The organism is Desulfuromonas versatilis (assembly GCF_019704135.1).
Lineage (GTDB): Bacteria > Desulfobacterota > Desulfuromonadia > Desulfuromonadales > NIT-T3 > Desulfuromonas_A > Desulfuromonas_A versatilis.
Genome location: NZ_AP024355.1, coordinates 2,005,895 through 2,023,098 on the forward strand (window position 1 = coordinate 2,005,895; position 17,204 = coordinate 2,023,098).

The 17,204-nt window shown below is 56.0% G+C and carries 13 protein-coding genes and 1 pseudogene; all 14 read left to right on the forward strand.

Annotated features, from left to right (window positions below; genetic code table 11):
- Window positions 1-30: 30 nt before the first annotated feature.
- Window positions 31-2,217: a ribonuclease R gene (gene rnr / locus DESUT3_RS08800; protein ID WP_221252110.1), complete on the forward strand. Its 2,187-nt coding sequence runs from the start codon at window positions 31-33 to the stop codon at window positions 2,215-2,217.
- A gap of 5 nt (window positions 2,218-2,222) precedes the next feature.
- Window positions 2,223-3,230 (forward strand): bifunctional riboflavin kinase/FAD synthetase, encoded by a 1,008-nt coding sequence (locus DESUT3_RS08805; protein WP_221252111.1) that lies wholly within the window; start codon window positions 2,223-2,225, stop codon window positions 3,228-3,230.
- On the forward strand, window positions 3,227-4,099 hold the full coding sequence (locus DESUT3_RS08810) for a shikimate dehydrogenase (protein ID WP_221252112.1): 873 nt from the start codon (window positions 3,227-3,229) through the stop codon (window positions 4,097-4,099). The genes DESUT3_RS08805 and DESUT3_RS08810 overlap by 4 nt, the downstream gene beginning before the upstream one ends.
- Window positions 4,100-4,165: 66 nt before the next feature.
- Window positions 4,166-5,866, forward strand: a complete 1,701-nt coding sequence (pilB, locus tag DESUT3_RS08815) for a type IV-A pilus assembly ATPase PilB (RefSeq protein WP_221252113.1) — start codon at window positions 4,166-4,168, stop codon at window positions 5,864-5,866.
- A gap of 100 nt (window positions 5,867-5,966) precedes the next feature.
- A complete protein-coding gene (locus DESUT3_RS08820; RefSeq protein ID WP_221252114.1) occupies window positions 5,967-7,082 on the forward strand; it encodes a type IV pilus twitching motility protein PilT in 1,116 nt (371 codons plus the stop codon).
- Between the two features lie 183 nt (window positions 7,083-7,265).
- Window positions 7,266-8,482: pseudogene (locus DESUT3_RS08825) on the forward strand (type II secretion system F family protein).
- An 11-nt stretch (window positions 8,483-8,493) separates the two neighbouring features.
- Window positions 8,494-10,128: a two-component system sensor histidine kinase NtrB gene (locus tag DESUT3_RS08830; protein WP_221252115.1), complete on the forward strand. Its 1,635-nt coding sequence runs from the start codon at window positions 8,494-8,496 to the stop codon at window positions 10,126-10,128.
- A 63-nt stretch (window positions 10,129-10,191) separates the two neighbouring features.
- Window positions 10,192-11,586, forward strand: coding sequence for a sigma-54-dependent transcriptional regulator (locus DESUT3_RS08835; protein ID WP_221252116.1), 1,395 nt, complete (start codon window positions 10,192-10,194; stop codon window positions 11,584-11,586).
- Window positions 11,587-11,845: 259 nt separating this feature from the next.
- Window positions 11,846-12,058: a type IV pilin protein gene (locus DESUT3_RS21210; protein WP_221252117.1), complete on the forward strand. Its 213-nt coding sequence runs from the start codon at window positions 11,846-11,848 to the stop codon at window positions 12,056-12,058.
- 26 nt (window positions 12,059-12,084) lie between these two features.
- Window positions 12,085-12,453, forward strand: a complete 369-nt coding sequence (locus DESUT3_RS08845; protein ID WP_221252118.1) for a hypothetical protein — start codon at window positions 12,085-12,087, stop codon at window positions 12,451-12,453.
- 83 nt (window positions 12,454-12,536) lie between these two features.
- Entirely contained in the window at window positions 12,537-14,351 is a 1,815-nt protein-coding gene (locus DESUT3_RS08850; protein ID WP_221252119.1) for an O-antigen ligase family protein, read from the forward strand.
- A complete protein-coding gene (locus DESUT3_RS08855) occupies window positions 14,320-15,246 on the forward strand; it encodes an ABC transporter ATP-binding protein (protein WP_221252120.1) in 927 nt (308 codons plus the stop codon). Before DESUT3_RS08850 ends, DESUT3_RS08855 begins: the two co-directional genes overlap by 32 nt.
- Window positions 15,243-16,052, forward strand: a complete 810-nt coding sequence (locus DESUT3_RS08860; protein ID WP_221252121.1) for an ABC transporter permease — start codon at window positions 15,243-15,245, stop codon at window positions 16,050-16,052. Before DESUT3_RS08855 ends, DESUT3_RS08860 begins: the two co-directional genes overlap by 4 nt.
- Entirely contained in the window at window positions 16,052-16,918 is an 867-nt protein-coding gene (locus DESUT3_RS08865) for a hypothetical protein (RefSeq protein ID WP_221252122.1), read from the forward strand. The genes DESUT3_RS08860 and DESUT3_RS08865 overlap by 1 nt, the downstream gene beginning before the upstream one ends.
- Window positions 16,919-17,204 lie beyond the last annotated feature (286 nt).

Genomic DNA, 17,204 nt, shown 5'->3' on the forward strand with positions numbered 1-17,204 from the left:
ATTTTCAGGCGAAAGGGATCCGTTTTTTTCATGCCTGTATTCGCGGCAGAACTCGTTGAATTTTTAGAAAAACGAGCCCGGCAGCCGCTCACCGCCCGCGAGATTCTGGGGGAGCTCGATCTGTCCCGGGGCGATCGCCAGGAGGCGGTGCGCCTGATCGAAGAGCTGGCACGCGAAGGGACCCTGGTCCGGCTCAAGGGGAACCGCTACGCATTGCCGCGGAGGGTCAATCTGGCCATCGGCACGGTTTCGATTCACCGGGACGGTTACGGCTTCGTCGCCCCGGGTGATGGCCGGCCCGACGTCTTCATCCCCGCCCGTTTCCTGCGTGAGGCGATGCACGGGGACCGGGTTGCGGTGCGCATCGAGCACGCCGGCCGCTTCGGCAAACCCGAAGGACGGGTGATCCGGGTCCTGGAGCGGGTTCACCAGACCCTGGTGGGGCGGTTCGAGGCCGGCCGCGGCTTTGGCTACGTGGTCCCCGCCGACCCCCGCCTCTCCCACGACATCCTCATTCCCAAGGGGGCTGCCGGTACGGCCCGCCCCGGTCAGATCGTCGTCGCCCGCATCGACACCTACCCGGAACGCAACCGCATGCCCGAAGGGGTCATCGTCGAGGTACTCGGCGAGCCCGACGACCCCGAGGTGGAAATCCTCGCCATCGTGCACAAGCACGGTCTGCCCAACCGCTTTCCTGCCGAGGTCCTCGAGGCCGCCGCCCAGGTACCCGACCGGGTTCGCCCCGAGGATCTGGCGGGCCGGGAGGACCTGCGCGAGCTGCCGACGGTGACCATCGACGGCGAGACCGCCAAGGACTTCGACGATGCCGTAGCTGTGCGCAGGGAAAAGGGCCAGGCTATCCGGCTCTGGGTCTCGATCGCCGATGTCGGCCACTATGTGAGCGAGGGGAGTCCGGTGGACCGCGAGGCCTATGAGCGGGGAACCAGCGTTTATTTCCCGGGCCGCTGCATCCCGATGCTTCCGGAAAATCTCAGTAACGGCATCTGTTCGCTCAACCCCGAGGTCGAGCGGTTGGCCATGACCGCCGAGATGGTCTTCGACGCGCAGGGGAACCGCATCTCCAGCCGTTTCTATCCCTCGGTGATCCGCAGCCGGGCCCGGCTGACCTACACCGAGGTGGCCTCGGTGCTGGTCGAGCGTGACCCCGCAGCCATCAGCCGGCTGGGGGGGGAGCTGCCGGTGCAGCTGGAAACCATGGAGCTGCTGGCCCGGCGACTGATGGCAATGCGCCGGCGGCGGGGAAGCCTCGATTTCGATCTGCCCGAGGCCGAGATCGTTCTCGATCTTCGCGGTAGGCCTGAGAACATCGTGCGGGCCGAACGCACCATCGCCCATCGGGTCATCGAGGAATTCATGCTGGCCGCCAACGAGGCGGTGGCCTCCTTCCTGGTTGATAAGGGAGCTCCCCTGCTGTTTCGCGTCCACGAACCTCCGGATCTGGAAAAACTTCAGGCCTTTCAGGAATTCGTCGGCCATTTCAACTACGGCTTCAATCTCTCCGGCAGCCGCGTCGACCCAGCCGAACTGCAGGTGCTGCTCGCCGAGGTGGAGGGCAGGCCCGAGGAGCGCATGATCAACCAGGTGCTGCTGCGCAGCATGAAGCAGGCCTGCTATTCGCCGGACAACAGCGGCCATTTCGGACTGGCTGCAGACCCTTATTGCCACTTTACCTCGCCCATCCGGCGCTATCCCGACCTGGTGGTGCACCGGGTGCTGCGCCAGGTGCTGACCCGGGGACAGCTGCCGCCGGGGCAGAAGTCGCATCTGGAACGTGAGCTTCCCGGACAGGGGGAGCAGACCAGTCACCGCGAGCGACGGGCCATGGAGGCGGAGCGGGAAATCGTCGAGCTAAAAAAGTGCCAGTTCATGGCCGGCCGGGTCGGGGAGCAGTTCGATGGTATAGTCTCCGGGGTTCAGCCCTTCGGGGTGTTTGTCGAGCTCAAGGAATATTTCGTGGAGGGACTGGTCCACATCTCCTCCCTGACGGATGACTTTTATCACTTTGAGGAAGATCTGCAGCGCCTGATCGGAGAAAACAGGCGGCGCGAGCTGCAGGTTGGCAGCGGGGTTCGGGTGTCCGTCAAAAATGTGAACCTGGAGCGCCGGGAAATTGACTTCGTTCTCGCCGACCTGCCGGAAGAGGGCAGACGGCGGCCGTCTCCGCGGCGCAAAACCGGCAGAAGGCGGCGGGCCTGAGACCTATGCGAATCATCCGCAACCTCGATGAGATTACCTCCCCGTTTCTCGGGGCCGTGGTCACCCTGGGCAATTTCGACGGTGTTCACCTGGGGCACCGGGAAATTTTCCGGCGTGTGGTCCAGAAGGCCAGGGAGATCGGCGGAACGTCCATCGTTTATACCTTCGACCCCCATCCGCTCAAGGTGGTTGCGCCTCCGCGTGCGCCCCGGCTGATAAACACCAGCGCCGAGAAAGAGCGGCTCATCGAGGCGTCCTGCTTTGATGTGATGATCGCCGCCCCCTTCAACCTGGAGATCGCCGCCCAACCGGCTGCCAGTTTCGTCGAGGAGATTCTGGTTGCCAAGATCGGGGTGCGCTATCTGGTGGTGGGATATGATTATGCTTTTGGCCGAGGCCGGGAGGGCGATGCCGCTTACCTGGCGAGGCGCGGCCAGGAACTCGGGTTTGGCGTCGAGATTCTGAAGCCGGTTTCTCACGAAGGGGAGGTGTACAGCTCCACCCGGGTGCGCCAGTTGATCGAGGCGGGGGACGTCACCGGGGTGGTGGGGTATCTCGGCCGGCATTTCACCATGGAGGGGACAGTGGTGCATGGTGCCCGGCGTGGCACCACCCTCGGGTTTCCCACCGCCAACCTCGCCACCGACAAAGAGTTGCTGCCCAAGCCCGGGGTTTACGCGGTAAAGGTCAAGCTAGCCAGCGAAATTCACGATGGGGTGGTGAACATCGGCTTCAATCCCACCTTCCAGGGCGGGAAAATGACCGTTGAGGTCTATATCTTCAACTTCCGGCGGGAAATCTACGGGGAGAACCTGCGCCTCTATTTCGTCGACCGGTTGCGGGACGAAAAACGTTTCGGCTCCCCGCAGGAGTTGGTCGCTGCCATCGATGCGGACATCCGCAAGGCACAACTGGTGCTGGCCGCGACCCGCGTCATCGAGTACCGCGAATATCTCGATTGCGGCTATCTGCACGACCGGCCGGGCTGTCCCGCCAAGGATCACGAAGCATGAACCTGCGAGGTACTACCCGGGTGCTGGGAATTTTCGGTGACCCGATCGCTCATTCCCTGTCGCCGGCGATGCAGAATGCGGCCTTTGGCAAGGCAGGGATCGACGCTGTTTACGTCCCTTTTCACGTGCTCCCAGGGGGGCTTGCCGATGCCGTGGCAGGACTTCGCGCCCTGAACATCCTGGGGGTGAACGTTACCGTGCCGCACAAGGAGGCGGTGCTGCCCCTGCTGGATGAAATCGATCCCGAGGCGCGCCTGATCGGTGCGGTCAACACCATCGTCAACCGCGAAGGGCGATTGTGCGGATACAACACCGACGGCCTCGGCTTCCTGCGCTCCCTGGCTGAGGATCTGCAATTCCAACCGGCGGGGAAAAGGGTGTTGTTATTGGGGGCGGGCGGTGCCTGTCGGGCCGCCGTGGTCGCGCTGGCGCGGGCGGGTGCCGCGGCGCTGAGCATCGCCAATCGCACCCCGGAAAGGGGAGAAAAGCTCGTCCGGGAATTCTCAGATCATTTTAACGGCACAAGGTTTGCAGCCTGCGGATTGGAGCCCGCGGTTCTGGACCGGATGGCCGCAGATGCGGACCTGGTGGTCAATACCGCGGTCGTCGGACTCAAAGGCGATTCTTTTGCCTACTTCCCCTGGACGGCGCTGCCGCCGGCTGCCTGCCTCTACGACATGGTCTACGGGCCAGGGGGAACGGCTCTGGTAAGCGAAGGGCGCCGGCGGGGGATGCGCTGCGCCGACGGCCTCGGAATGCTCGCCGGCCAGGGCGAGGAGGCCTTTCGCCTCTGGACCGGCTCGCTGCCGCCTTCTGGCGTGATGAAGAACCGGCTTTTGGCCGAAATGAAACCTCTTCCGGAACCCTAGCTTGACAGGGTTAGAGCTTTTTTATAGCATGGCCGCCAATTTCGCCCCGAGGAGATTTTTCCATTCATGAGCACCAACCGACTTGGAGAACTGCTTGTTCGCAACAAGCTGATCGACGAAAAACAACTTGCCAAGGCGCTCGAGGAACAGAAAGTCCAGGGGGGAAGGCTGGGGGCCAGCCTGATCAAACTCGGGTTTCTCAAGGAAGAGGAACTGGCCGCCTTCCTTTCGCGCCAGTACGGTGTCCCTTCCATCAACCTCGCCGAATTCGAGGTCGACCCCAATGTGATCCGGCTGGTTCCGCCGGAGGTTGCCCAGAAATACCAGATCGTCCCGATCAACCGCGCCGGATCGACCCTGATCGTGGCGATGAGCGATCCCTCGAACATTTTCGCCATCGACGACATCAAGTTCATGACCGGCTACAACGTCGAGGTGGTCGTCGCCCCGGAGGCTGGAATCAAGGGGGCCATCGACAAGTACTACGACCAGAGCGCCAGCCTGGCCGACGTCATGAGCGATCTCGAGGACATCGACCTCGAGGTGGTCGACGATGATGACCAGGTCGATGTCAACGAGCTGGAAAAGGCCAGCGAGGACGCCCCGGTCGTCAAGCTGGTCAACCTGATTCTGACCGATGCGATCAAGCGCCACGCCTCGGACATCCATATCGAGCCCTACGAAAAATCCTTCCGCGTCCGCTACCGCATCGACGGTGTGCTCTACGAAGTCATGAAGCCGCCGATGAAGCTGAAGAACGCAATTACCTCGCGTCTGAAGATCATGTCGGAGATGGATATCGCCGAGCGCCGCCTGCCGCAGGACGGCCGCATCAAGATCAAGCTGCCCGGCGGCAAGGACATGGACTACCGGGTCAACTGCCTGCCGACCCTGTTCGGCGAGAAGGTCTGCCTGCGGTTGCTTGACAAGTCGAACCTGCAGCTCGACATGACCAAGCTCGGCTACGAGGCCGAGGCGCTGTCTCACTTCAAGCGCGAAATCCACAAACCCTTCGGCATGGTGCTGGTCACCGGGCCGACCGGCTCGGGCAAGACCGTTTCGCTCTACTCGGCGCTCTCGGAACTGAACAAGGTCACCGAGAACATCTCCACCGCCGAGGACCCGGTGGAGTTCAACTTCGCCGGCATCAACCAGGTGCAGATGCACGAGGAGATCGGGCTGAACTTCGCCGCCGCCCTGCGCGCCTTTCTGCGCCAGGACCCGGATATCATCATGATCGGCGAGATCCGCGATTTCGAGACCGCCGAGATCGGGGTCAAGGCGGCCCTGACCGGGCACCTGGTGCTCTCCACCCTGCATACCAACGACGCGCCGAGCACCATCAACCGTCTGCTCAACATGGGGATCGAGCCTTTCCTGGTGGCCTCGGCGGTCAACCTGATCACCGCCCAGCGCCTCGGGCGAAGGGTCTGCTCCGAGTGCAAGGAGCCCGAAGACATTCCCAAGCAGGCGCTCATCGAGGCCGGCGTGCCCCCCGAGGATGTCGACAGCTACGTCTGCTACCGGGGAACCGGCTGCGCCACCTGCAACAACACCGGCTACAAGGGGCGGGTCGGCATCTACCAGGTCATGCCGATGTTCGAGGAGATCCGCGAATTGATCCTGGCCGGAGCCAACACCGCCGAAATCAAGCGTGAATCGATGCGGCTGGGGGTAAAGACCATGCGTCAGTCTGCGCTCTCCAAGCTCAAGGAAGGGGTCACCAGTTTCGAAGAAGTGCTCCGCTGCACGGTTGCGGATGATTGATTAAATCGGTTCGAGATTCGCCGTTCGATGGTCGAGGGTATAAACAAACTTCGAACCTCGAACATCGAACGTCGAACATTTTCCGGAGGGAAATGACTCCATGGTCAGTATGCACCAGCTTCTGAAGACGATGGTCGAGCAGGGGGCCTCGGACCTCCACATCTCCACGGGTACCCCGCCGCAGATCCGTATCGACGGGCACATGACGCCGCTGAAGATGCCGCCCCTGCAGCCCGCCGAGACCAAGCAGCTCTGCTACAGCATTCTCACCGATTCGCAAAAGCGCAAGTTCGAGGAGGAGAACGAGCTCGACCTCTCCTTCGGGGTCAAGGGGCTCTCGCGGTTCCGCGGCAATATTTTCATCCAGCGCGGCGCGGTGGCCGGGGTCTTTCGACTGATTCCCTACAAGATTCTGACCTTCGATGAACTGGGGCTCCCCCCGGTGGTCAAGACCATCGCCCAGAAGCCCCGCGGCCTGGTGCTGGTCACCGGTCCCACCGGCAGTGGCAAATCGACGACCCTGGCCTCGATCATTGACCACATCAACACCGAGCGCCACGAGCATATCATCACCATCGAGGACCCCGTCGAATTCCTGCATCCGCACAAGAAATGCCTGGTCAACCAGCGCGAGGTCGGCGCCGACACCCAGTCATTCAAAAAGGCCCTCAAGTACATCCTGCGTCAGGACCCCGACGTGGTCCTTGTCGGCGAGCTGCGCGACATCGAAACCATCGAAGCGGCCCTGACCATTGCCGAAACTGGTCACCTCTGCTTCGCCACTTTGCATACCAATTCCTGCGTGCAGACCATCAACCGCATCGTCGACGTCTTTCCCACGACCCAGCAGGCACAGGTGCGCACCCAGCTCTCCTTCGTCCTCGAGGGGGTCCTTTCGCAGACCCTGTTGCCCAAGGCGGGCGGCTCCGGGCGGGCGCTGGCGCTGGAGGTCATGGTGCCCAACATCGCCATCCGCGCCCTGATCCGGGACGACAAGATTCACCAGATCTATTCGCAGATGCAGATGGGCCAGGACAAGTACGGGATGCAGACCATGAATCAGGCACTGTTCATGCTTTACCACAAAAAGCAGATCACCATGGAGGTGGCCCTGTCCCGCTCCTCCGAGCCTGATGAACTGAAGCAGATGATCGCCAACCCCGCCGCGGTGCTGCGCCGCCCGGTTCAGGGTGCCGCCGCCGGCGCTCGAGGATAAGATAGACCGTGACTGGTGACTGGTGACTGGTGACCAAAAGGTGTTGCCAAGCCACGATCACGAATCACGAATCACGAATCACGAATCACGAATCACGAATCACGAATCACGAATCACGAATCACGAATCACGAATCACGAATCACGAATCACGAATTACGGCTTTCCAAAGATGAGGTAACAGATGCCCAAGTTTGCCTGGGAAGGGAAAACCCGCACCGACAGGTTCAGAAAGGCGAAATGGAGGCCCCCAACGAGGCGGCCGTCACGGCGCAGTTGCGCCGCCAGGGCATCATGCCTTCGAAGCTCAAGGAGCGGGGCAAGGGGCTGGACGTCGAACTGAAGATCCCCGGCATGGAGCCCAAGGTCACCACTAAGGACCTGGTGGTCTTCACCCGCCAGTTCGCCACCATGATCGATGCCGGCCTGCCCCTGGTGCAGTGCCTGGACATCCTCGGCAAGCAGCAGGACAACAAGACCTTCAAGAAGATGCTGATCCAGGTCAAGGAGGACGTGGAGTCGGGCTCCACCTTTGCCGACGCCCTGAAAAAACATCCCAAGGCCTTCGACGAGCTCTACGTCAACCTGGTCTCCGCAGGGGAGGTGGGGGGTATCCTCGACACCATCCTCAACCGGCTCGCGGCCTACATCGAAAAAGCACTCAAGCTGAAAAAACAGGTCAAGAGCGCCATGACCTACCCGACGACTATTATTGGTATCGCCCTTGTTGTTGTCTCGGTCATTCTTGTCTTTGTTATTCCCGCTTTTGAAAAAATGTTTGCCGATTTCGGTGGGGCTCTGCCTGCCCCGACCCAAGTGGTCATCAACCTCAGCAATTTCATTCAGAAATATATCTTGGTCATCATCGGGGCTATTGTTGCCTTCATCTTCACTTTCAAAAAGATTTACGCTACGGAAAAGGGACGCGCGCGCATCGACGACTGGGCATTGAAACTTCCCATTATGGGGATCCTGATCCGGAAAGTCGCCGTTGCCAAGTTCACCCGTACCCTGGGGACCATGATCTCCAGCGGTGTGCCCATCCTTGACGGCCTTGAAATCGTCGCCAAGACCGCCGGAAACCGGACCGTCGAAAAAGCCATCTATAAAGTCAGGCAGAGTATCAGCGAAGGCAAAACCATCGCTGAGCCTCTTGAAAAATCAGGGGTCTTCCCACCCATGGTCTGCCAGATGATCGCGGTCGGTGAACAGTCGGGCGCCATCGACACCATGCTCAACAAGATCGCTGACTTTTACGATGACGAGGTCGATGATGCAGTGGCCAACCTGACCGCCATGATGGAGCCGCTGCTCATGCTGTTCCTGGGAACCACCGTCGGTGGCCTGGTCATCGCCATGTACCTGCCGATATTCAAGCTCGCCGGGACGGTGGGTGGCTAAGAATTCTTCCCATGAAAAGTAACGCCGGCACCGCCCCCCGCATCATCCCATCAAGGCGGCAACTGAGCTGGTTTCTCTGCCTTCGGGTGCTTGTCATCACCCTTTTTCTGGGCGGGGCGATATTCTACCAGGTGCAAAGCACCGGATACCGCCCGGGCTCTGTCCTGTCCTACCACTATGGTCTGGTCGGGCTCTCCTATCTGCATGCCCTGCTTTCAGCTCTTGCACTTCCCCGGCTGAAAAGCGTCAGATGCTTCATTCAAAGCCAGCTAGTCTGGGATTTGGTGGTTGTTGCCGCTTTTATTTATCTCACCGGCGGAATCGACAGTCCTTTTTCCTTCCTGTTCATATTTGTCATCCTCTGTTCGGGGGTTTTCTGTCGGCGCAAGGAGATCCTGTTTACCGCATCCGCCGCAGCCATCCTTTACGGAAGCTTGGTGGAACTTCAGTTTTTCGGATATCTCCCGCACCCTCCCTGGGCTAGTTTCAGGCCCTTCGTCAACGAAGGGGAGGTGTTTTATGCGGTATTTATCAACGTATCCGGCTTCTTTCTGACCGCACTGTTGAGCGGGGCTCTCGCCGAACGGTTTCAAAAGAGTGAGCAGGCCCTTGAAAAAGCCGAAATCGACTATGTCGAACTTGAAAAGCTTAACCAGACTCTGATTGCCAACATCACCAGCGGTCTAATGATCATCAACGAGCAGGGCCGGATCCGGTCCTTCAACGCTGCAGCGGCAAAAATTACAGGTTATTCCCTCCCCGAGGTGTACAATCGGCCGACTGCTGATATCTTTCCCCAGATCCATGTCCTGGATTCCAACGGGTTTATTGTTGTTGGTCGTGGAGAGGGATTTTTCCTGGACAAAGAGCGGCAGCTGCGGCCCCTGGGTTACAGTTCTTCCCTAGTCAAAGACCCCCAGGAAAAAACCCTGGGACTGCTCGTCTCATTCCAGGACCTGACCCACCTCAAGGAAATGGAAGAGGCTCTCAAACAAGCCGATAGGCTGGCCGCGGTAGGGCGGCTTGCGGCGGGCATGGCCCATGAGATCCGCAATCCTTTGGCCTCGATCAGCGGCTCGGTACAACTGCTCATGGAAGGCAGCAATGTCTCCAGGGACGACCTGCGGCTGATGCGGATCGTCGTCAAGGAGGCCGATCGTCTCAGCCGCCTGTTGACGGACTTTCTTGAATATGCCCGCCCGGTCCCCCCGAAATTTGAAATCACGGACGTCTCGGCCCTGCTCGATGAACTTGCCGATATGGCCTCCAGCGATCCCCGGTTTGAAAAGGTGAAAATCGTCAGGGACTATCCTCCCGGGGAAAAAATCCGGCTGGACCGCCAGCAGATCTTCCAGGCTGTCTGGAATCTGGTCATCAACGCCGCCGAAGTCCTGGAAAGTGGCGGTACGCTGCGCCTTGGGGTATTATCCAGGCGAGGCGAGATTTTCGTCCAGGATTCCGGCCAGGGCATCCCCGAAAATATTCGCGACAAGATCTTTGAGCCCTTTTTCACCACCAAGAACAACGGAACAGGTCTGGGATTGGCCACCACCCACGCAATTGTCGAGGCCCACGGCGGGAAAATCGAGGTATCCTCGGTCCCCGGCGGGGGAACCCGGCTTACCATCAAGCTTCAAGCCCGATAAAAACTCTCCGCTGTTCTCGCAAAAAACGACGGGGGCATTGATGCACCCAAGGGAAAGAAAAAAATGGCACTTGATTCCTCAAAATACAGAATCCTGGTCGTCGACGACGAAGAGAGCATGCGGGAGTTTCTCGCCATCATGCTGCACCGAGAGGGTTACCAGGTCGATGTCGGGATGGATGGGGGCCAGGCCGTCGAGCGGCTCAAGGAGTGCACCTACGATCTGGTCATCAGCGACATCAAAATGCCCAGGGTTAGCGGGATCGAGTTGCTCAAGCATATCAAGGAACGCTTTCCGGAAACCGTCGTGCTGATGATTACCGCCTTCTCAACCACCGAGGAGGCGGTCGAGGCGATGAAGCAGGGGGCCTACGACTACATCACCAAGCCTTTCAAGAACGAGGAAATTCGGCTCATCGTTCAGAACGCCCTCGAGCGCAAACTGCTCCGCCAGGAGAATCTTGCCCTGAAAAAGGAGCTGGGCAAGCGCTACTCCTTCGGCAATCTGGTGGGCAAGAGCAAGCCGATGCAGGAGGTTTATGACCTGATCCAGAAGGTCGCATCCAGCAAGGCCAACGTGCTGGTGACCGGTGAGAGCGGTACGGGCAAGGAGCTTGTCGCCAAGGCCATCCATTACAACAGCGAACGGCGCGATAAGCCTTTTGTCCCAATCAACTGCGGTGCGATCCCCGAAAATCTGCTGGAGAGCGAACTGTTCGGCCACGAAAAAGGCTCCTTTACCGGGGCGGTACAGCAGAAGCAGGGGCTATTTCAGGTGGCCGAGGGAGGCACGATCTTCCTCGACGAGATCGCCGAACTGCCGCAGATGATGCAAGTCAAGCTGTTGCGGGTTCTTCAAGAGCGGGAGATTCGCAGGGTAGGGGGGACCAAGGATATCCCGGTGGACGTGCGCCTGGTGGCCGCCACCAACAAGACCCTGGAGCAGCAGGTCGCCGACGGTCAGTTTCGGGAGGATCTCTTTTACCGGCTCAACGTGATACGCATTCAGCTCCCTTCGCTGCGCGAGCGGCGCGAGGATATCCCTCTGCTGATTGAGCATTTTTTTGAAAAAATCATCGGGGAAAAGGATATTCAGGTCGCCGAAGGGGCAATGCGTAGGTTGCTCGACTATCACTGGCCCGGCAACATTCGCGAACTTGAAAACGTTGTGGAGCGCTGCGTGGTCCTGGGGCAGTCCGAAGAGATAGGGGAGGATTGCCTGCCGGCCAATCTGCGCAGCGCTAATGGACCTGGCGCAGGCCCGGGGCTGGTTATTCCGGACTCGGGTTTTGACCTGGACGGTTATCTGGGGGAAATCGAGCAAAATATCCTGCTCAAGGCTCTGGACAAGACGGGAGGGGTCCGGAAAAAGGCTGCCGAACTGCTCGGAATCACCTTTCGCTCCATCCGCTACCGGTTGGCCAAGTTTGGGATCGACCCCGATGAGGAGGGGGGGTGACGGTTATTGTCACCTGCAAATGACGCAAAGGGGTAGGTATCGTGACACGTCAATATTGCCTGAAGGGTTGCAAGTCCACGAAAACAAACGAAAAAGTAAAATTTGAAAAGGGTTTTTACCTGTTGGCATGGGGGTTGCTTGTAGTAGTGCAAAGGATCGAGGGCTTCCCATCGATTCAAGGGAGGGAAAAAGAACAACCCGATCTCTTAGTGCCGGAGGGTCCGGCAGCCACTTGCCCACAGTTGAAAGGAGAAAGCGCATGCTGAAGAAATTCAGAAAGAACCAGAAGGGTTTCACCCTGATCGAACTGTTGATCGTTGTCGCGATCATCGGTATCCTCGCCGCCATCGCTATCCCCCAGTTCGCTTCCTATCGGCAGAAGGCGTTCAACTCCGCAGCCCAGAGTGACGTGCGGACCGTGCGTACCAACGTCGAAGCCTACTTTGCCGAAAACTACCACTACCCCAACTAACTTGACGAAATAAGGAGGATATAACGATGAGGAAAAATCTTTTCGCTCTGATCATGGCCGGCCTGCTCGTTGGGGCATTTGCTCTTCCGGCGATGGCTGCCGATTGTTCTGTAGATGGCACTTTTACTTCCTGTGACACTATTCCGGATGCTAATGGTGGTGCGGCAGACCTGACGGGCCTCACTTTCTCGCCCAATGTCACCTTTGCCTATCTCTCGGATGGCAATAAGTACCTGATGGGTACATTTAACTCCAAGGGAACCAAGACCTACGGCGCCGACAGCGACTATTCTGGCCTGTACCAGACTAAAGACGACGTGACTTCTGCCGAGGCTATCCCGACTGACCAGTCGGCGGCATGGGATTCTGATACTTGGGCTCAGGTTGCAAAGTAAAGAAGTTGAGTTCATGCAAAAGCCCCTCTTTCGACGAGGGGCTTTTTTTTTAAAATCTGCGTGACGAATTTATGAAATTTGGCTTGTCCGGACTCCTGCTGACGCTCCCCTTTTTCAGTTTTCCCTGGCTGACTAACCCCAATGCGACCGCAAAAGCCTATTGGCTATATTTCTGCGTCATATCGTTGTTGGTTTTTGAATTGTCCCGCGCGAAAAAGCTTTACTTGGACTCATCCATTTGCTTGGGGGGGGGATTCGTTGTCGCTCTTTGCATCTCCACATCCTTGAATGGTAATCCCGCGTCGGCTTGGCAATTTGTCGGAATGGCAGCTGTAGCCTGGGGCTTTTTTTATCTGACTGCATGCTGGAACCAGCGCTGCACCGATGCGATCACTGTGGTCATGAAGGTTCTACTGAGTGTCGCTGTGTTGTTCGCACTGTTGGGACTCGGGCAGGGCATTGATTTTTTGGTGAATGGCCGGCGCGCTGGAATGCTTATTCCCTACCTTTTGCCTGGGACCTGGGGCCTTCGTATCAGTGGCCCGTTTGGGCAACCAAACTTTCATGCATTGTTGATGACGGCAGGTCTTTGTTCCTTTACCTACGTGTATTTCAAGGAGGTGTGGGGAAAAAGGTCCAAATGGGTTCAGGGTGGGGGATTACTTCTGGCTCTATTGCTCCTAGTCAATTTTTTCCAGACGGATTCCCGTGGAGGACAGATTGCATTTACAATAGTAGCCATTAGCTTATTATGGATTAAATCACGCCATCCAGAGTTTTTCCCCAGCCACCTAGGTTGGAAACCGTTTGCGCTATTGACTGGCCTTGTTTTAATTGCCTATAGTTTTCGCCGATTGTTACTGCTGTTTCTGTTTGACCCCAGCCTTGTCTCTGGCCACCATGTAGCGCAATCCTACAGCATCACCTCGCGGATAAACATGTGGCTTTCCTCACTGTTAATGGCTTATGATAATCCACTGTTTGGGTTTGGACCAGATAGTTTTAAAAAATACTTGTTTGAATACCAATTAAAAGCCCTTGAAATTCTTCGTTTTGAATATGAGGATTTATCTTATACGCGCTGGGCGCATAACGAATACCTTCAAGTACTTGCGGAAGGAGGAACTATTTCCTTTTGCCTTCTGATTTTATTTTTATGCGTCTCGATCACCAAAATCATTAAAAAAATAAAAAATAAAAATGATCAATACACAATTTTTGCTTTTTTATCTCTGATACCTTTTTTTGTCCAAGCCAGCTTTAGCTGGCCACTGCGATTTTCACCACTTCTGGCAATCTTTTTGGCAATATTAGCAACGTTGCTCCCCAAGGAGCAGTTTCTAACGATTGAACTCGGAAAATATAGTCGCTTCTTTTTAATTTTTTCCTGCGGTGCCTTGTTTTATTGCGGGGGTTGGTCCTTGATCAGCGATTTACGCGTGAGTAATTTGAGCCACGATATTTCTAATAAAGATAATGTTGTCGAGGAATTCACGCAATACTCTACGCTTTCAGAGGGATTTTTCGCCGAAACCGAACTGGTAACCCAGGGTATAATCCCTTTTGTCAGATATGCTGTCCGTGAAAAGGACAAAGACTTGGCCATTAAGTTGATTCCTTTTCTTGAGCGCGGTGTTAACGTACGTGGCGATTATTGGCTTTGGTACAATTTGGCACGGGTCTTGTTTGTTGCTGGAGATGAAAACAGGTCGAAGACCGCAATCCTGAAGTGTATCGATTTAAATCCGCTCTTTGGCCCTGGCTGGGCTTTCCGTCACTACCTTGATGTCGTGGAAGCCGCCAGGCAGACAGGGCGCACGATAGAATCGTTTTATCCAAAAAATACTCCAAAATTGGGCCTTGATTATGATAGCGCTGTCTTTCTCCAACATCAGTAAAACCTATGATCCCGGGCTCTTCAAAAAAAAGGTTTCCGCCGTAAAGGACCTGAGTCTGGATGTTCAAGAGGGAGAGGTTTTCGGTCTGGTTGGACCAAACGGGGCCGGCAAGAGTACGACGATTCGCATGTTGCTTGGATTGATCAGGCCAGACAGCGGCACAATATGTTTTCGTGGCAAGCCATTGGCTGAGGCCGGAATACAGAAAGAGATCGGCTATCTTCCTGAAAATCCATACCTGTATGATCATCTGACATTGCGGGAGCTGTTGGTGTTCTGCAGCCAGGTGTCCGAGATCGCACCTCAGGTTTCCAGGGCCCGGATTGAATACCTGCTGGAGCGAACAGGGATGGCGGCGGCCCAGAAAAGGCCATTGCGCACCTTTTCCAAGGGGATGTTGCAGCGCGCAGGGATCTGTTTTGCCTTGTTGCACGATCCGTCGGTGGTGATCCTTGATGAACCCATGTCGGGGCTTGACCCCCTGGGGCGCAAGATGGTTTTCGATGTTGTCATGGAGTTGAAGGAGCAGGGAAAGACGATCTTTTTTTGCTCACACATCCTTAGCGATGTCGAAAGGCTTTGTGACCGGATTGGGGTTTTGGTTGCAGGTCGCCTGGTCAGGGAGTTTTCCCTTCAGGACTTCGAGCAAGAGCGGGCACGAAGTATTCACCTGCTGTTAGGTCAGGTGTCGGACCCTAAAGAAGAGGCTTTGCGATCCGTCCCCGGCGAGTTCCTGAAAACGCCGAGCGGATGCATGCTGTCCATCGCTCCAGGCCAGTTTGCTGAAGTTTCACAGCGACTGGTGGCTCTGGATATACCTGTGCTGGCAACGCGCTCGGAGAGGGTTTCTCTCGAAGAGCTTTTTCTGCAGACTGTAAAGGAGCATGCGGCATGAGGCGGGTAGCGGCTCTGGCATTGATCACATTCAAGGAAGGGATTCGTAATCGTTCGCTTTTCGGTATTCTTTTCTTTTCGCTTTTTATGCTTGGCCTCAATGTCGCAGTGGCCGGCTTTTTCATGCGTGAGATTGGCAAAGTGACGGTTGATATGAACCTGAGCGCTCTGTCATTCTCCGGTCTGCTCCTGGTGTTGTTTGTTGGTGTCAACCTGATGGCCAAAGATATTGACCGCAAAACCATTCACCTGGTGCTCTCCAAGCCGATAAGCCGCATTGAATATCTATGGGGAAAGTATCTGGGGATTGTCTGGTTTGTTCTGGTTTCCCTGTCTGTTTTGCTGTTTTTCTCTAGCGTGACGGTTTTTGGGCTCAGGGCTCTTTACCCGGTTTATTTCGGGAATTTTTCCTGGTTGGTTTTTTTTCAGGCCTGCATTTTTATCTTTGTGAAGTTGGCCGTTCTGAGTTCCATTGTTGTCTTCTTCAGCGCCATTACCACGAGCTCTTTTTTAACTCTGGTGTTGGGTATTTGTTCCTACATCGTTGGTGAGGCTATTGAAGAAGTTGTTTTTTATTTGAAATCAGGCTTGTCCGGTGATTCTTTCCCGGTCTATATGCAAAAATTCATCGACCTAGTGTCCTTTGTTTTTCCCAATTTTTCCGTTTTCGATTTTAAACTTGAAGCGGCCCATGGTCTGGCTATTGCTTCGGACAGGCTCGTATTTTCTTTAGGGTATGCTGCTGTTTACGTAACGATTTTGTTGGTTTGTGGCTCAATTATTTTCAGCAGACGGGAATTTAACTGATGTGGGGCAGGGTTTTTCTGCTTGGCGTGCTTCTATTGTTGCTCCCTTGCTATTATTACCTTGGCGACAAGGTCTGGGGCCAGCGAGAGGAAGTGCGGCGTAGCATTGAGGCCGGCTACGTGATCCCGTCAAAATACAGTCGGGTGCTGGCGCTGGAGTATAAAGGCCTGTTGTCCGATTTCTTGTTGCTCAAAACGATTACTTTTTTTGGTGAACGGGTTGTTTTCGGGCAGGAACTTAGTCAAGAGGATTGGCAGTACATAATTGGCAGTTTGGATGCGATAACTGATCTTGATCCTTATTTTCTCGATCCTTATATTCTGGCCGAGGGCCTTCTGACCTGGGAAGCAGGCCACTATGCAGACGCCAATCGTTTGCTGGAGAAGGGTCTCGAGTATCGGGTGAATGACTGGCAACTGCCCTTTTTTATTGGATTTAACCATTTCTTTTTTCTTAAGGACTTTGAAAAGGGCGCTGAATATTTGATGATGGCCAGTCGTTTGCCCAACAGCCCATCCTTTTTGCCCGGTCTTGCTGCGCGGATTGGATATTACGGAGACAAAGCGCACACGGCCGTAATGTTTCTTAAAGGGGTTATTGCGCAGACCAGTGACGAACGTCTGAAAAGCAGGCTGAACCTTAGGATGATGGCCTTGGAGAAGGCTGCATTGCTTGAAGATTTGGTGCAAAAATACCGTGAGGAGCGAGGTTCCCTACCTGAGAAAATTGAGGATCTGGTTTCGGGGGGGTATATTGACCAAATCCCGATTGATCCGTATGGGGGCGAGTGGCTCATTATGAAAAATGGGCGGGTTTTCAGTACTAGCAAGTTTGTAGAAAAATTGGACGAAAACACCGGGAATTGAGAAATGGCTTCGACAAATTCTTTGCTGAACACCATTTTGCCCATCGCCTCAGTCCGCCGCGCCACTCACAGAATAACGGTTTGGTGGAGAGCTCTAATGGTCGCAATAAGGAAGTCTACACTAAGAGCCGTTTCGATTCCTCCAAGGATTTAAAAACGATACCCGTGCCCAATGTCATATTTTTACTGCCATTACCTTCCTCAGCGGGATCATAAGACACTCGTTGAGGCGCTGGATCCTTGGCAAAAAGATCAACCCGAGTTATTTCGAAAAATTGTCTGGTTGC

Bases quoted from the DNA above. Each gene is read 5' to 3' on its own strand.
- DESUT3_RS21210 (WP_221252117.1), top strand. From the start codon at position 11,846: ATGCTGAAGAAATTCAGAAAGAACCAGAAGGGTTTCACCCTGATCGAA.
- DESUT3_RS08810 (WP_221252112.1), top strand. From the start codon at position 3,227: ATGAACCTGCGAGGTACTACCCGGGTGCTGGGAATTTTCGGTGACCCG.
- DESUT3_RS08835 (WP_221252116.1), top strand. From the start codon at position 10,192: ATGGCACTTGATTCCTCAAAATACAGAATCCTGGTCGTCGACGACGAA.
- DESUT3_RS08805 (WP_221252111.1), top strand. From the start codon at position 2,223: ATGCGAATCATCCGCAACCTCGATGAGATTACCTCCCCGTTTCTCGGG.
- DESUT3_RS08855 (WP_221252120.1), top strand. From the start codon at position 14,320: ATGATAGCGCTGTCTTTCTCCAACATCAGTAAAACCTATGATCCCGGG.
- DESUT3_RS08860 (WP_221252121.1), top strand. From the start codon at position 15,243: ATGAGGCGGGTAGCGGCTCTGGCATTGATCACATTCAAGGAAGGGATT.
- pilB (WP_221252113.1), top strand. From the start codon at position 4,166: ATGAGCACCAACCGACTTGGAGAACTGCTTGTTCGCAACAAGCTGATC.
- DESUT3_RS08845 (WP_221252118.1), top strand. From the start codon at position 12,085: ATGAGGAAAAATCTTTTCGCTCTGATCATGGCCGGCCTGCTCGTTGGG.
- DESUT3_RS08865 (WP_221252122.1), top strand. From the start codon at position 16,052: ATGTGGGGCAGGGTTTTTCTGCTTGGCGTGCTTCTATTGTTGCTCCCT.
- DESUT3_RS08820 (WP_221252114.1), top strand. From the start codon at position 5,967: ATGGTCAGTATGCACCAGCTTCTGAAGACGATGGTCGAGCAGGGGGCC.
- DESUT3_RS08830 (WP_221252115.1), top strand. From the start codon at position 8,494: ATGAAAAGTAACGCCGGCACCGCCCCCCGCATCATCCCATCAAGGCGG.
- rnr (WP_221252110.1), top strand. From the start codon at position 31: ATGCCTGTATTCGCGGCAGAACTCGTTGAATTTTTAGAAAAACGAGCC.